Origin of the sequence: Anaeromyxobacter soli (assembly GCF_022808855.1) — a bacterium.
GTDB lineage: Bacteria > Myxococcota > Myxococcia > Myxococcales > Anaeromyxobacteraceae > Anaeromyxobacter > Anaeromyxobacter soli.
Genome location: NZ_JAKZLF010000004.1, coordinates 134,654 through 148,844, shown reverse-complemented (window position 1 = coordinate 148,844; position 14,191 = coordinate 134,654). Strand labels below are relative to the sequence as shown.

Genomic DNA, 14,191 nt, shown 5'->3' with positions numbered 1-14,191 from the left:
GATCGATATCGCCAGTTTTCGGCCACACCCAGGGTTGATCGGCGCGCGCCGTCACCGCGCCCCGACGTGGACGATCCGCCAGATGGTCCCGTTCCCGTCCTCGCTGACGAGGAGCGCGCCGTCCCGCGCGACCGCCACGCCGACGGGCCTGCCCCACACGCGCGCGTCGTCCACGACGAAGCCGGTGAGGAAGTCCTCGTACTCGCCGGCCGGCACGCCGTCCCGGAGCGGCACCCGCACGACCTTGTAGCCGGTGCGCTCGCGGCGGTTCCACGAACCGTGGAGCGCGACGAAGGCGTCTCCCGTCCACGCGTCCGGGAAGCGCGCCGCCGCGCCCTGCGGCGCCTCGTAGAACGCGAGCCCGAGCGCCGCGGAGTGCGCCTGGAGCAGGACGTCGGGCACCGTCGCCTTGCTCGCCAGGTCGGGGCGCGCGCCGCGGTGGCGCGGGTCCTCGTTCTGGCCGAGGTACAGCCAGGGCCAGCCGTAGAAGGCGCCCTCGCGGACGCGCGTCACGTAGTCGGGGACGAGGTCGTCGCCGAGGCCGTCCCGCTCGTTCACCGTGCACCAGAGATCCCCGGTGCGGGGGTGGACGGCGAGGCCGACGCAGTTGCGCAGCCCGGTCGCGAACGGCCGCCGGTTCCGGCCTTCCGCGTCGAAGGCGAGCACGTCGGCGCGCCACGTCTCCTCTCCCCACGCGGCGCCGAGCCCGTGCTCCGCCTCCCACGCGCGGAGCGCCTCCGGCGTCTTCCTCGGGAGGTCCTCCGCGACGTTCGACGCCGACCCCACGGACACGAACATGCGCCGCCCGTCCGGCGAGAACGCGACGTCGCGCGTCGTGTGCCCACCGTCCGTGTCCGCGAGGCGCGGCACGATGGTCTCCGGCCGGCCGCGCGCCGTGAGGTCGCCGCTCCGGTACGGGAACCGCACGACCGCGTTCTCGGTCGCGACGTACACCCAGCGCGGCTCCGCGCCGGGAGGGTGGAAGGCGATCCCGAAGGGACCGTCGAGATCCGACGCGAACACCTCGACGCGCTCCGGCCGCGCCGCGCCCTGCGCCGCGCGTATGACCCGCACGCGGCCCGCGGCGGTCTCCGCCACGAACAGGTCGCCGTTCGGCGCGACGCGCAGGAGGCGCGGGCCCTCGAGCCCCTCCGCGAACCGCTCCACGGCGAAGCCGGACGGTGCCCGCAGGCGCGCGTCCCGGGGCGGATCGACGACGCGGGGCGGCCGGCGCGCCGACGGGGTCGCGTTCGGGCGCGGCAGGCGGTCGGCCGTGAGGCGATGGCGGACGCCGGGCGCGTCGCCGCGCCAGTCGCCGCTCGGCGCCGCCTGCGGCGTCCGACCGGCGCCCGCGTCCGGAGGCGCTGGCGCGGGCGCGCCCGAGGCGGACTCCGCGGAGGGCGCGGCCCGTTCGCGGCGAGCCGAGAGGGTCGCGAGGTACGCCACGAGGTCGCGCCGGTCGCGCGCGCCCGGCGTCGCGAGCGACATGGTCGTCCCGCCGACGAGCTTTCCCGGCGCGGCGAGGTACCGGTCCAGGGTGCGCGCGCTCCAGGTGAGCCCGCGCGCGCCTGCGTCTCGCAGCCCGTGCGAGAACCCGAACCCGGGCGCGGAGCCCGCGCGGCGCCCGACGACGCCTTCGAGGTCGGGTCCCCGCCCGCCGCCCTCGCCGTGGCAGAGCGCGCAGCGCTCCCGGAAGAGCGTCGCCCCGCGCGCAGCATCCCCGGGCGGGCGCGCGCCGCGCGCCGCGAGCGGCACGGCGAGGAGGACGGCGAGGAGCGGGAGGGCGTGGCCCGGGCGCACGGAGCTCATGCCGAGCGTACTAACGGGAGGAGCAGGGGCGGCCAGGTTCGGGCGGGCCGCGCCGTCGAGGTGCCGATCGCGGAGGCGGCCGCGCGGCTGTCGAATCCGCGCCGTGAACGGGCTAAGAAGGACCCGCGTGAGCGCTCCCCTCGATGCAGCCGCGGTGAAGGAGGCCGCCCGCCGCTGCGGCTTCGCCGCCTGCGGGATCGCGCGCGCGGAGCGGCTCGATCCGGGGCCGCTCGACCGGCTGCTCGCCATGGGGGGCGAGGCCGACATGGCGTGGCTCGGGACGCAGCGGGAGGAGCGGCTCGACCCGTCGCGCCTGCTGCCCGGCGCACGGAGCGTCGTCGCGCTCGCGCTCGGCTACGACGGCGCAGGCGCCGAGCCGCCGCCGGGGGCGGGGGAGGTGGCACGCTACGCGCGCGGCCGCGACTACCACGCCGTCATGAAGAAGAAGCTCAAGCACCTCGTCGCGGAGCTGCGCGCGGCCGATCCCGACGTGCGCGCGTTCGCCGCGAGTGACGTCGCGCCCGTGATGGAGAAGGCCTGGGCGGAGCGGGCCGGGATCGGCTGGGTCGGCAAGAACGGCTGCCTCATCACCGAGCGGCACGGGAGCTGGGTGCTGCTCGCCACGGTGATCCTCGATCGTGAGCTCGCGCCCGACCCGCCGCACCCGGAGCGCTGCGGCACCTGCGAGGCGTGCCTCCCGGCCTGTCCCACGGAGGCGATCCCGCAGCCCGGGCTCGTGGACGCGCGCCGCTGCATCTCGTTCTGGACCATCGAGCGCCGCGGCGCGATCCCCGACGCGCTGGCCGGGCAGTTCGGGCGCTGGGTGTTCGGCTGCGACGCGTGCCAGACGGTGTGCCCGTGGAACCGCCACGCGCAGCCGGCGGTGGACCCGGACCTCGCGCCGCGGCCGGAGCAGGCCGCGCTCGCGATCGACGACCTCCTCGCGCTCACCGAGGAGGAGTACCGTCGCCGCTTCTACGGCACCTCCCTCGCGCGCGCCCGCCACGACGGCCTCGTGCGGAACGCGCTCCTCGCCGCCGGGCGTGAGGGCGACCCGCGCCGCCTCGGGGCCGTCCGGGCGTGGCTCTCGAGCCCGCACGAGGGCGTCCGCGCGGCGGCGCGCTGGGCGCTCGAGGCGCTCGGCGGGTGAGCGGCGTGCGGCCCGCGGCGGCCGGATGGTCGAGCCTCCGATGTGCTCGCGGGCGTCCTCCTGACCGTGCGCGGGCGAGCCGCCGCGCGACACCGCCCCGAGGGAACCCGAGTCGCCGTGTCACATGGCCCGCGGCAGAGCGTCGGGTACTGCAGGAGGGAAGGAACATGACGCTCTCACCGAAGCTCGCGCTCGCGGCGTTGCTGTACTCGGGAGTGGCCGCCGCGGCGCCGCAGATCTCGCTGTCTCGCCCCGTGGAGCAGCGCCCGGGCTGTCTCGCCGACGAGGTGCGCATCCCGAGGGGGCTCGTGGCCTTCCTGCCGGACCAGACCACGCTCGACTTCACCGTGACGCACGACGGGAAGATCGAGGGCGTCACGTCGGACGCGCGCGCCGGGCGCGAGGCGCTCGACACGCAGTTCCGCGGCGCGCTCTCGCGCTGCACCTGGACCCCCGCGACGGACCTCGCCGGCGTCCCGGTCACGCGCCGCGTGAGCGTGCCGATCCGCTTCGAGAGCCCGCAGGGCGGACCGCTCGTCGCGAGCGTCGGCGCCTTCACGCCGGTGGCCCTCGCCTCGCGCTGAGCGCCGCGTCCGCCCGCCCGGGGAGGGTTGCGAGGCCCGGCTTCGCGAAGGCCGCTCCGCGGGCGCGACGGGACTCGGCCTTGAGCGCCGCCCCCCGGGACGCTATTCGTTCGGGCGTGACGACGCTCTCAGAGAAGCTCCGGGCGGCCCGCGAGACGTGGGCGGTCGGGCCGGTCGAGGCGCGCGCGCTCGTGCGCGCGACCGGCAAGGACGCGAAGGACTACCTGCACCGGATGTCCACGCAGGACCTGAACCGGCTACGGCCGGGCGAGTCCGCGTACTCCACGTTCCTCAACGCGAAGGGCCACCTCCTCGCGGAGGGGCACGTGCTCGCGCAGGAGGAGGGGCTCCTCCTCGACCTCGCCCCGCAGGCGCTCCCCGACGCGCTCGCCCACCTCGAGCGGCTCGTCATCATGGACGAGGTCGTGTTCGAGGACCTCTCGTCGGCGCTGCGCGTCGTGCCGGTGCTCGGGCCGGAGGCGGCGCGCCGGGTCGAGGGGCGCGCGCCGGGAGCGCAGCGGCTCGCGCACGATCGGCGCGGCACGCCCGGCGTCGACGTGATCCTCCCGCCGCAGGAGGCCGAGGCGCTGCGCGCGGAGCTCGTCGCGGAGGGCGCGGTGGCGCTCGAGGACTCCGACCTCGAGGCGCTCCGCATCCTGGGCGGCGTCCCCCGGTTCGGCGCCGACGTGGACTCGACGCGCCTGCCGATGGAGGCCGGGCTCACGCGCGCGGCGATCTCGTTCACGAAGGGCTGCTACATCGGCCAGGAGGTCGTGCTCCGCGCGACCGCCCGCGGCCACCTCCAGCGCGGCCTCGTGCAGCTCGCCTTGCCGGCGGGCGCCGGCCCCGGCACGAGGCTCACCGCCGCGGGCCAGGAGGTCGGCGTCGTGACGAGCGCCGCGGACACGCCCGAGGGGCGCATCGGCCTCGGCTACCTGCGCCGCGCGCACTGGACGTGCGGTGCGGCCGTGGACGCCGGCGGCGAGCCGGCGACGGTGCGGCGGGTCCTCGTCGAGGAGCCGGAGCTGTAGTCCACGGGCCCCGTGCAGCTCGCGACGGTGCTGCGCGAACGGCGCTCGTCACGCCTCGGCGACGGGGATCTCGGGTCCGGCCGGGCGGTCCTGGCGCGAAGGCAGCGAGTCGATGTCCTTGCGGACGGCCTCGATCTCCTGCTTCAGCTCCGCGCGTACGGAGCGGATCTCCGAGCGCACGTCCTCGAAGGTGTAGCGGATCTCCTCGGGCGAGATGCCGAGGAGGCGGCGGCGGAGGTCGCGGACCAGCACGTCGAGGAGCTTCATCACGTCCCCTTCCTGAGCGGACAGGCCGCGATGGCGGCGGTCGGGTCGACGGCGTCGCCGCCCTCCACGATCTCCTTCACGGTGCCGTCCTGCCCGATGACGAAGTTGGCGCGGTTCGCGACGCCGATGACCGCCATGGTCCCGGCATACTGCTTCGCCACCTTGCCGCCCGCGTCCGAGAGGAGCGGGTAGGGCAGCTTCATCTCCGCCTTGAACCTGCGCTGCGTCTCGACGTCGTCGGTCGAGATGCCGACGACCTGGGCGCCCTTCGCGGAGACGTCCCCGTAGCGATCGCGGAAGTTCGCGTTCTGCTTCGTGCAGCCGGGCGTGAAGGCCTTCGGGTAGAAGGCCAGGATCACCGGTCCCTTCTCGAGCAGCTTCGACAGGCTGACCGGTAGGCCCTCGGTGTCGGGCAGGGTGAAGTCGGGGGCCTTGTCGCCGACCTTCAGGGCGGCGGAGCCGAGCAGCATCGCGAGGAGGGGGATCTTCATTCGGGGGTTCTCCGACGGCTTTCCTAGCGGTCCCCGGGCGGGCGGGCAATGCGCGCGCGGGGGCAGGCGCGCGGGCGCGCCGTTATGACCGCCGGGCGCGGAAGCGCCCCTGGAGGTCCGACCGCATGCCCGGCAAGCTTCTCCTGAGCGACGAGGAGTGGAAGAGGCGGCTCTCGCCCGAGGAGTACCAGGTGCTCCGGCACCACGGCACGGAGCGGCCGTTCACGGGCTGCTTCCTGGGCACGAAGGACCCCGGCACGTACGTGTGCGCCGCCTGCGGGAATCCGCTCTTCCGCTCGGGCGAGAAGTTCGAGTCCGGGACGGGCTGGCCGTCGTTCACGCGGCCGGTGGCCGACGACGCGCTCACCGAGGTCGAGGACCGCTCTTACGGCATGGTGCGCACCGAGGTCCGCTGCGCGCGCTGCGAGGGGCACCTCGGCCACGTCTTCCCCGATGGCCCTCCGCCGACGGGGCTCCGCTACTGCATGAACTCCGCCGCGATGAGGCACGTGCCGGAGGGTGAGCCGCTCCGGCTGGTCGAGCGCTGAAGCGAGGACGATTCGCGGAGCTTCACGCTTGGTCACCGCGACGTCACGGCGCCCCTCACAGCCCGGCGGACTTCCGGCTCGTCACCGCGGTGAACGTGGAGAGCCGCTTCTCGACGTCGGCCTTGCTGTGGCACTCCGGGCACTCGGCGACGCCGGCCTCGTGCTCCGACACGTGCATCACCTCGGTGAACGGCTTCTGGCACTTGCGGCAGAAGAACTCGTAGACGGGCATCGCGACCTCCTGGGCGGATGATCCGCTCCCGGTCCGAGGGCGCCATGCCCTTCGCAGGGCGACGCGCGGGCGAGCCGGCGCGCGGTCTGCTACCGCCCGGCGTTCAGGCGCGCAGCTTCTCGTAGCGCGCCACGAGCACGGCGACGTCGTCCCGATGCCAGAAGCCCACCTGGTCGGGCAGCTCGGGCAGCGTCCGCGCGGCGAACCCGGAGACGGTCGGGCCGAGCGCGGGCTCGCCGCCCGTCACGGCGCCCGCCACGGCGAGCGCGAGGTGGCGCGCGTCGCCCACCGGCGCGGATCGCGTGCCCACCACGACGGCGCCCTCGAGCTCGAGGCCCAGGTGCGCCTTGACGATGCGGCGGGCGGCGTCGCCGGGCTGCTCGTCCTCGCCGAGCAGGCCGGACGGGAGCCACCACCGGCCGAGCTGGGCCTGGCCGTGGTAGCCGCCGACGATCTCGGCGACGATCACGCGGCGCATCTCGAGGACGATCGGGACGACGTCGATGCGGACGATCACGCGGCGAATGTAGCGCGCGGGGGGAGCACGAGGGGGCGGGATCCCCACCCGGACCCACCGCCGCTCGCCTGCCCCCACGGGCGCGTGGCACCCGTGCGTGAGCCGTGTAATCGTGTGGAGATGCTTCCGCGCCGGCCCCTCGCCCTCGTGCTCGTCCTCGTCGCCGCGGCGTGCGGCTCGGGCCGCGAGGAGCGCGCGTTCGATCGCATCGCGGCGGACTGCAGGGGACTCGTCGGGGCCGGGGCGACCCTCCGCGACTCGAACCAGGCCTTCGACGTACGGAGCGGCAGCTACCCCGTCGTCGTCGGCCCGCTCTGCAACGCGGCGCTCGCGCCGATGGGCGGCAACGACACCTGCGCCGCCTCGAGCGCCGCAGACCCGCAGTGTCAGGTGCTCTACTACTGGTATCCCAACGACCCGGGCCTCTGCGGGCCGCTCGGGTGCTGGCTCGTGTGCGAGGCGCGGGTGATGCGGCAGGATCCGGCATGGACGTCGAGCGGCAGCGCGATCGACGCCAAGATCTGCGCGAGCCGCTTCCTGCGCGGGCAGCCCCCACCCTGACACCCCCGAGGACGACGACATGAAGGCGATCGCGATCCGCGAGCACGGCGGCCCGGAGGTGGTGAAGCTCGTCGAGCTGCCGGACCCGACCCCGGGGCCGGGGCAGGTGGTGCTGGCGGTGAAGGCGGCGGCGCTCAACCACCTCGACATCTGGGTGCGCAAGGGCTGGCAGGGCCTGAAGCTCGCGTTCCCGCACGTGCTCGGGTCCGACGTGGCGGGCGTCGTGGAGGCGGTCGGCCCCGGCGTCGAGGGCGTGAAGGCAGGCGACGCGGTGGTCGTGAACCCGAGCCTGGGCTGCGGGCACTGCGAACGCTGCCTCGCCGGCCACGAGAACCTCTGCCGCCGCTTCGCGATCCTGGGCGAGCACGTGTCGGGCGGGATGGCCGAGAAGTTCCTCCTGCCCGCGCGGAACGTCCTCCCGAAGCCCGAGAACCTCTCGTTCGTGGAGGCCGCCGCGGTCCCGCTCACCTTCATGACCGCCTGGCACGCGCTCGTCGCGCGGGCGCAGGTGAGGCTCGGGGAGACCGTGCTCGTGCACGCCGCAGGCTCGGGCGTGGGCGTCGCGGCGGTGCAGATCGCGAAGCTCCACGGGGCGCGCGTCATCGCGACGGCGGGCTCGGACGAGAAGCTGCGGCGCGCGAAGGAGCTCGGCGCGGACGAGGTGGTGAATTACGAGACCCAGGACTTCGTCCAGGAGGTGAGGCGGCTCACCGACAGGCGGGGCGTGGAGGTCGTGTTCGAGCACGTGGGCAAGAAGACGTGGGAAAAGTCGATCCTCTCCGCCGGGATCGGGGGCAGGATCGTGACCGTGGGGGCGACGACCGGGTACGACCCGCTCACCGACCTCCGCCACGTGTTCTTCCGGCAGCTCTCCATCCTGGGCTCCACGATGGGGACCGCGGCCGAGCTCGTGCAGGTGCTTCGCTTCGTGGGCGAGGGGAAGCTCCGGCCCGTGGTGGACCGGACCCTCGCGCTCGCGGACGCCGTGAAGGGACACGCGCTCCTCTCCGAGCGGGCGCAGTTCGGGAAGATCGTGCTCGAGCCGTGACGGCCGAGCCCAGGGAGGAACGGGACATGACGCTTCGACGCATCATCGCCATCGGCGCCTGCGCCGCCGCCGTCGGGCTCTCCGCCTGCGGCGAGAAGTGCCCCACCGAGACGCCGCGGGTGGACGCGGTCGCGGGCTGCACCGCCACGCCCGGCTCGACGGTGTCGGTGCCGCTCCGGCTCTGCCCGACGTGCAATCAGAGCGCCGCGAGCTGTGACGTGGACCTGTCGCAGGCGACCTCGAGCGGGACCATCCAGCTCGACCCGGTGGTGGAGGCCTGCGAGAACGCGAACTCGTGCCCGCCCGGCTGTGACCTCAACGCGATCAACTGCACCTTCGCCGCGCCCTCGCAGGTCGGGACCTACGAGATCCTCGTCTACAACCCGGCGACGAACACCACCATCTCGAGGAGGCTCGACGTCGTCGCGAGCGGGTCGACGAGCTGTGCCTTCTAGCGGGGGGCTGCCGGCCGGCGGCTAGGCATAACGGACGCCGCGCCGCATCTGGCGCAGCCTCTCCACGCGCGCCTCGATGGGCGGGTGCGTGGAGAAGAGCTGGAGCATCTTGCCGCCCGCGCCGCGGAACGGGTTCACGATGAACAGGTGCGCGGTGGCGGGGCCGCCGTAGGCGTAGGGCCGCACCTCGTTGCCGCGCTCCAGGGAGAGGAGGGCGTCGGCGAGCGCGTCGGGGTCGCCGGTGAGCTCCGCTCCGGAGGCGTCCGCGCCGAACTCCCGCGAGCGCGACACCGCGAGCTGCACGATCATCGCGATGATCGGCGCGAGCAGCGCCCAGGCGAGCGCGGCGAAGACGTTGCCGCCGCGGTCGTCGTCGGAGCGGCCGCCGAAGCCGCCCAGGATCGCGCCCCACTGGATCATGTGGCCGAGGGAGGCGATGAGGCCCGCCACCGCCGCGGCGATGGTGGCGATGAGCACGTCCCGGTTGCGCACGTGCGACAGCTCGTGCGCGAGCACGCCCTCGAGCTGGCGGCGGTCGAGGATGCTCAGGATGCCCTCGGTCACGGCGACCGCAGAGTGGCTCGGGTTCCTCCCGGTCGCGAACGCGTTCGGGGTAGGCGACGGGATCACGTAGACGGCCGGCATCGGGATGCCCGCCTTGCGCGTGAGCCGCTCCACGATCTCGTAGACGTCCGGGAGCTGCTCTCGCGTGACCGGCCGGGCGCGGTGCGCCATGAGCGCGATCCGGTCGGAGAACCAGTAGGAGAGGAAGTTGAACACCAGGCCGATCGCCCCGAAGAGGAGCATCCCGCCCGTGCCGCCCACCATCTGGCCGCCGATCGCGAGGATCGCGATGAGGAAGGCCATCAGCATGGCGGTCTTCAGGTAGTTGCGGCCGAATCCGCCCGTCGGTCGGTTCATTCCGCGCGGCGTCGTCGCTTCGTTCCAGGCCATATGGAGAGTAGGTAACCACCCGGGCGGCCGCGTCAAACGCGGCGGGCGGGCGGAGGCCCGCCGCGTCGATGCTTTCTCGCGCCCGTGGGGCTCCCGTGCTAAAGCCGGCCCAGGCGATATCGCGAGGTTAGCCCGGTCATGGCATCTCGGAAGGCGACAGCGGCGAAGGGGAAGGGGCGGCCCGCGGCGAGGGTCGAGAAGGCGCAGCTCGAGCTCGTCCAGGTCGAGCCGGCGCCCGCCCGGCGTGGGGGCGCGAGGACGACGAAGGCCGCGCCCGCGGCCGCTCCGCGCAGGGCGCGAGCCCGGCCGGAGCCCGAGCCGGAGCTCCTGCCGGCGATCGAGCCTGCGGCCGAGGCGGAGGAGGCGCCCGAGGCGCCCAAGGCGCCTCGCCGGCGGGCCACCGCCGAGCAGATGGCGTCGAAGCAGCGCGAGATCTCGATCTCCGAGTTCTTCACGAAGAACCGCCACCTCCTCGGCTTCGACAACCCCTCGAAGGCGCTCCTCACGACGATCAAGGAGGCGGTCGACAACTCCCTCGACGCCTGCGAGGAGGCCGGGATCCTCCCCGAGATCACGATCGAGGTCCGCGACCTCGGGCTCGAGAGCACCGAAGCGGAGGAGCCCGCCCCGAAGCGCGCGGGGGGTGCCGTTCCCCCCGCACCGAAGGCCGAGCTCACGAAGGGCGAGGGCCGCTTCGTGGTCGTCATCGAGGACAACGGCCCCGGCATCGTGAAGGCGCAGGCGCCGAAGATCTTCGGCAAGCTCCTCTACGGCTCGAAGTTCCACCGGCTGAAGCAGTCTCGCGGCCAGCAGGGCATCGGCATCAGCGCCGCGGCGATGTACGGCCAGCTCACCACCGGCCGACCGATCCGCGTCACGTCGCGCACCGGCAAGGGGAAGCCGGCGCACTTCTTCGAGATCCAGATCGACACGCGGAAGAACAACCCGGTCGTCACCGAGGACCGCCAGCTCGACGAGTGGCACCAGGAGCACGGCACCCGCGTCGAGCTCGAGATCGTCGCGAACTGGCAGGCCGGCCAGCGGTTCGTGAACCGCTACGTCGAGCACACCGCGCTCTCGAACCCGCACGCGACCGTGCACTACCTGCGCCCGCGCCAGCAGCTCCTCACGTTCCCGCGCGCGACCGAGGAGCTCCCCAAGGAGGCGGTGGAGATCAAGCCGCACCCGCACGGCGTCGAGCTGGGGGCGCTCATGCTGATGGCGGCCGAGTCGAAGGCGCGCGACGTGCGCGGGTTCCTGCAGAGCGGCTTCTCGCGCGTCTCGGGTCAGGTCGCGGACGAGATCGTGAAGCGCGCGGCGTTCAAGGGGCGCGTGCGCCCGCGCGACCTCGGCGAGGACCGAACGCTCGCGGAGAAGCTCCACCGGGCCATCGGCGCGACCAAGATCATGAATCCGCCGACGAACTGCCTGTCGCCCATCGGCGACGAGCTCATGAAGCGCGGGCTCATCTCGTTCCTGAACGTGGTCGAGACGGAGGGGCCCGAGGCGGACGAGCAGCTCGACCTCGACCAGGCCACGAAGAAGAAGGCCTCCCGGAAGGAGAAGGCGGCGAAGGCCGCCGCGCCGGAGGTGCCCGACGCGCCGCCCGAGGAGGGCGTCGAGAAGATCAAGGGGCACAACTACTTCATCGCGACGGTGACGCGGCCGCCCAAGGTCTACCGCGGCAACCCGTTCCAGGTGGAGGTCGGGCTCGCCTACGGCGGCTCCTGGCCGGCGGACAAGCCCATCGAGCTCTTCCGGTTCGCGAACCGCGTGCCGCTGCTCTTCCAGCGCGGCGCGTGCGGCACGACCGAGGCCATCGTCAAGACCGACTGGCGGAACTACCTGCTCTCGCAGCCGAAGGGCTCGCTCCCGGTCGGCCCCATGGCGCTCCTCGTCCACATCGCGTCGGTGTGGGTGCCGTTCACGAGCGAGGCGAAGGAGGCCGTCGCGCACTACCCGGAGATCATGCGGGAGATCCAGCTCGCGGCGCAGGAGTGCGGCCGCAAGCTCGCCGCGCACATCCGCAAGAAGCAGCACGCGGACTACCAGGCGCAGCGCCGCGGCATCTTCGAGCTCTACATCCAGGAGGTCGCGCAGGCGATCGGCAAGATCACCGGCAAGAGCCCGGAGCCCATCAAGCGCGAGTTCCTGCGGCTCGCCGACCGGGTCACGGAGGCGGAGCTCGCGGAGGTGGACGCGGCGCTCGAGGAGCAGTCGAAGAAGCTCACGAAGCGCCCGCGCCGGGCCGAGAACGAGGACGAGTAAGGAACGACCATGGCCAGGCTCGACGCCGTCTCCAAGCAGACCGCCCAGAAGATCGAGAAGCTCGCCGAGACGGTCGTCCGCTCGGTCAAGGGCGGCAAGAACCCCTTCGTCGAGATCCCCATCCGCTCGCTCGCGAACGTGAAGTTCAACGAGAAGCGGCGGCTCATCGAGCTCGGGTCGCAGCGCCAGAAGCGCTACTTCTTCAACGTCGCGATGGCGAAGAAGTTCATGCAGACGTTCCTCGTGTCGGACGCCTGCAAGGAGCTCATCGAGGGCGGCAAGACGACGAGCATCCGCGACCTCTACTACATCACCAAGCACACCATCGGCGACACGAAGCAGAACACCTTCGAGGAGCAGGACGAGTCCGACCCGATCATCGAGGACCTCGAGGTCGCGCTCGACGCGCTCCGCGAGGAGCTGCACCTGTTCGCCTCGCGGAAGGGCTCGATGGTCGGCCCCATCACCATCCGCGACACCGGGGACACCATCGATCTCCGCCGGATGGGCTCCGGCGGGTGGGCGGTCCCCTCGATCGTGGAGGAGAACGTCATCGAGTTCGTCCGCCACGAGGCGAAGTACATCCTCCTCATCGAGAAGGACGCCGTCTGGACGCGCTTCAACGAGGACAAGTTCTGGAAGCGGGAGAAGTGCATCATCCTGCAGGGCGGAGGCCAGCCGCCGCGCGGCGTCCGCCGCCTCGTGCAGCGCCTCCACTCCGAGCTGAAGCTCCCCGTCTACGTGCTCGTCGACAACGATCCGTGGGGCTTCTACATCTACTCGGTCATGAAGCAGGGCTCGATCAACCTCGCCTACGAGTCGATGCGCATGGCGGTGCCGGACGCCCGCTTCGTCGGGCTGTCGTCGTTCGACAAGGACAAGTACAAGCTGCCCGTGAACGTCGCGATCAGGATGGACGACGGCGACAACAACCGCGCGAAGCAGATGCTCGCCTACCCGTGGTTCCAGGCGAAGCAGTGGCAGCGGGAGATCCAGGAGATGGTGCGCTCCGGCCTCAAGTTCGAGCTCGAGGCGCTCTCCCGCCGCGGCATCAGCTTCATCACCGAGGAGTACCTGCCGCGGAAGCTGCGCGACCGCGACTGGCTCGAGTAGCCGCCGCCCGCTCCCCCGCGCCGCCGCGCGGAGTTGACGGCGCGCACGCTCGCGGCGACACTCCCGCGCTCACACGCCTCAAAAGGAGGGACGCATGCCCGCACAGAAGGGGAACCGCTCGAAGCGCAAGGTCGCGAACCGCTCGAAGACGAAGCGCGCCACCGCCACCCGCAAGCGCGCGCTGTCGGTGAAGCGCAAGCGCAAGGCGAAGCGCTCGCCCAAGTAGCGCCGAGCCGCGGAGACGACGGCGGGCAGGGCCTGGCGCACGACGCGATCGCGCTCTGGCCCGCTCGCTCCCGGCCGTCGAGTGGAGCGGGAGCTCAGCCCGCTCGCGCCGTGCTCGCCGGGATCCGGGGGCGAGCGTCATCGGGCCCCTCGCCGAAGTACCCCGCGCAGCGATCCAGGAAACCGTCGAGCGCCGACTGCTCCCCGAGCGGCAGCCGCCGCAGGAACAGCGGCGGGAGCGCGGTGCGCGCGAGCGCGGCGCTCTCGGCGTAGCCGTCGGGCGTGAGCGACCCCTCGACGAGCCGGTACCGCAGGAACAAGAGGAACGTCTGCACGACGTCGGTCATGCAGTACGCCGCGATGCGATCGAGCGCGCCCGCCGCATAGAGCGCCTGCACGTCCGCGCCGGCCACGTCCTCCTTGCCCGGCAGGCCGACGAGCTTCGCGTACAGGTCGAGCGGCGCCGCGCCGCCCGAGCCCTGCGCCGCGAGCAGCTCCTTCAGGTCGAAGTGATCGGCCGCGCCGAAGCGTCTCCCGCCGGTGAACCACGCCGGCGTCGGCACGGAGTGCTTGAGCGAGCGGAGCTCGAGCACGGGGAGATCGAACCCCTTGCCGTGGAACGTGACGAGCGCGGCGCCCTCGAGCCGCTCCCAGGTGCGCGCGAGGAAGGCCGCCTCGTCGCCGCGGCGATCCGTCCACGCGGAGACGTCCACGACCCGCACGATCCCGCCGTCCTCCACCGCCTCGAGCAGGCAGCCCGCCACGGGCCGGTGGTAGGGCAGGGGGAGGAAGTCGCTCCTGCCGCCGGTGCGGGCGCGGCGATCGGCGACCACGCGGCGGAGCTGCTCGGAGTACGGACGAGAAGGCTCGCCGTCCACCGCGCCGACGAGGGCTTCGTCGGGGACAGTCTCGAGATCCAGCGTCACGAAGCGCCGCAC

Annotated in this window: 17 protein-coding genes; 10 read left to right on the top strand and 7 right to left on the bottom strand. The window is 73.1% G+C overall.

Going from position 1 to position 14,191, the window contains the following annotated elements; translation table 11 throughout:
- Nucleotides 1-51: 51 nt before the first annotated feature.
- Nucleotides 52-1,809: a PQQ-dependent sugar dehydrogenase gene (locus MLV88_RS04995; RefSeq protein WP_242360246.1), complete on the bottom strand. Its 1,758-nt coding sequence runs from the start codon at nucleotides 1,807-1,809 to the stop codon at nucleotides 52-54.
- A gap of 127 nt (nucleotides 1,810-1,936) precedes the next feature.
- Between MLV88_RS04995 and queG the strand changes: the two genes are divergently transcribed.
- The 3 genes from queG (at nucleotide 1,937) to ygfZ (ending at nucleotide 4,574) form a co-directional block, all read left to right on the top strand.
- On the top strand, nucleotides 1,937-2,959 hold the full coding sequence (gene queG, locus MLV88_RS04990) for a tRNA epoxyqueuosine(34) reductase QueG (protein ID WP_242337407.1): 1,023 nt from the start codon (nucleotides 1,937-1,939) through the stop codon (nucleotides 2,957-2,959).
- A 167-nt stretch (nucleotides 2,960-3,126) separates the two neighbouring features.
- Nucleotides 3,127-3,543: an energy transducer TonB gene (locus MLV88_RS04985; RefSeq protein WP_242337409.1), complete on the top strand. Its 417-nt coding sequence runs from the start codon at nucleotides 3,127-3,129 to the stop codon at nucleotides 3,541-3,543.
- A 116-nt stretch (nucleotides 3,544-3,659) separates the two neighbouring features.
- Nucleotides 3,660-4,574: a CAF17-like 4Fe-4S cluster assembly/insertion protein YgfZ gene (gene ygfZ / locus MLV88_RS04980; RefSeq protein ID WP_242337411.1), complete on the top strand. Its 915-nt coding sequence runs from the start codon at nucleotides 3,660-3,662 to the stop codon at nucleotides 4,572-4,574.
- Between the two features lie 48 nt (nucleotides 4,575-4,622).
- Here the strand turns inward: ygfZ and MLV88_RS04975 are convergent, their stop codons facing one another.
- Nucleotides 4,623-4,841, bottom strand: coding sequence for a hypothetical protein (locus tag MLV88_RS04975; RefSeq protein WP_242337413.1), 219 nt, complete (start codon nucleotides 4,839-4,841; stop codon nucleotides 4,623-4,625).
- Entirely contained in the window at nucleotides 4,841-5,332 is a 492-nt protein-coding gene (locus MLV88_RS04970) for a peroxiredoxin (RefSeq protein WP_242337415.1), read from the bottom strand. The genes MLV88_RS04975 and MLV88_RS04970 overlap by 1 nt, the downstream gene beginning before the upstream one ends.
- Before the next feature lie 125 nt (nucleotides 5,333-5,457).
- On the opposite strand from MLV88_RS04970, the gene msrB reads away from it, so the two are divergent.
- Nucleotides 5,458-5,880, top strand: a complete 423-nt coding sequence (gene msrB, locus MLV88_RS04965) for a peptide-methionine (R)-S-oxide reductase MsrB (protein WP_242337417.1) — start codon at nucleotides 5,458-5,460, stop codon at nucleotides 5,878-5,880.
- Between the two features lie 55 nt (nucleotides 5,881-5,935).
- Here the strand turns inward: msrB and MLV88_RS04960 are convergent, their stop codons facing one another.
- Together MLV88_RS04960 and MLV88_RS04955 are read right to left on the bottom strand one after the other, a co-directional pair.
- Nucleotides 5,936-6,112 carry an FmdB family zinc ribbon protein gene (locus MLV88_RS04960; protein WP_242337419.1) on the bottom strand — a complete coding sequence of 59 codons (177 nt, stop codon included), beginning with the start codon at nucleotides 6,110-6,112 and terminating at the stop codon, nucleotides 5,936-5,938.
- Between the two features lie 103 nt (nucleotides 6,113-6,215).
- Nucleotides 6,216-6,629 (bottom strand): NUDIX hydrolase, encoded by a 414-nt coding sequence (locus tag MLV88_RS04955; protein WP_242337420.1) that lies wholly within the window; start codon nucleotides 6,627-6,629, stop codon nucleotides 6,216-6,218.
- Between the two features lie 120 nt (nucleotides 6,630-6,749).
- Here MLV88_RS04955 and MLV88_RS04950 point away from each other — a divergent pair, with 120 nt between their 5' ends.
- Genes MLV88_RS04950 through MLV88_RS04940 form a run of 3 tightly spaced genes read left to right on the top strand, consistent with a single transcriptional unit; the run spans nucleotide 6,750 to nucleotide 8,693 of the window.
- Complete coding sequence (locus MLV88_RS04950) at nucleotides 6,750-7,190, top strand: hypothetical protein (protein WP_242337422.1); 441 nt, start codon at nucleotides 6,750-6,752, stop codon at nucleotides 7,188-7,190.
- 19 nt (nucleotides 7,191-7,209) lie between these two features.
- On the top strand, nucleotides 7,210-8,238 hold the full coding sequence (locus tag MLV88_RS04945; RefSeq protein ID WP_242337424.1) for a zinc-binding dehydrogenase: 1,029 nt from the start codon (nucleotides 7,210-7,212) through the stop codon (nucleotides 8,236-8,238).
- A gap of 26 nt (nucleotides 8,239-8,264) precedes the next feature.
- Entirely contained in the window at nucleotides 8,265-8,693 is a 429-nt protein-coding gene (locus tag MLV88_RS04940; protein ID WP_242337426.1) for a hypothetical protein, read from the top strand.
- A gap of 21 nt (nucleotides 8,694-8,714) precedes the next feature.
- On the opposite strand, the gene MLV88_RS04935 is transcribed toward MLV88_RS04940, so the two are convergent.
- Nucleotides 8,715-9,647, bottom strand: coding sequence for a zinc metalloprotease HtpX (locus MLV88_RS04935; RefSeq protein WP_242337428.1), 933 nt, complete (start codon nucleotides 9,645-9,647; stop codon nucleotides 8,715-8,717).
- 138 nt (nucleotides 9,648-9,785) lie between these two features.
- Between MLV88_RS04935 and MLV88_RS04930 the strand changes: the two genes are divergently transcribed.
- The 3 genes from MLV88_RS04930 to MLV88_RS23970 all read left to right on the top strand — a co-directional run bounded on the left by MLV88_RS04930 (nucleotide 9,786) and on the right by MLV88_RS23970 (nucleotide 13,254).
- On the top strand, nucleotides 9,786-11,915 hold the full coding sequence (locus MLV88_RS04930; protein WP_242337430.1) for a DNA topoisomerase VI subunit B: 2,130 nt from the start codon (nucleotides 9,786-9,788) through the stop codon (nucleotides 11,913-11,915).
- Between the two features lie 9 nt (nucleotides 11,916-11,924).
- On the top strand, nucleotides 11,925-13,028 hold the full coding sequence (locus MLV88_RS04925) for a DNA topoisomerase IV subunit A (RefSeq protein WP_242337432.1): 1,104 nt from the start codon (nucleotides 11,925-11,927) through the stop codon (nucleotides 13,026-13,028).
- Nucleotides 13,029-13,122: 94 nt separating this feature from the next.
- A complete protein-coding gene (locus MLV88_RS23970) occupies nucleotides 13,123-13,254 on the top strand; it encodes a hypothetical protein (RefSeq protein ID WP_255821210.1) in 132 nt (43 codons plus the stop codon).
- Between the two features lie 94 nt (nucleotides 13,255-13,348).
- On the opposite strand, the gene MLV88_RS04920 is transcribed toward MLV88_RS23970, so the two are convergent.
- Nucleotides 13,349-14,179: a 3'-5' exonuclease gene (locus tag MLV88_RS04920; protein ID WP_242360249.1), complete on the bottom strand. Its 831-nt coding sequence runs from the start codon at nucleotides 14,177-14,179 to the stop codon at nucleotides 13,349-13,351.
- Nucleotides 14,180-14,191: the final 12 nt, after the last annotated feature.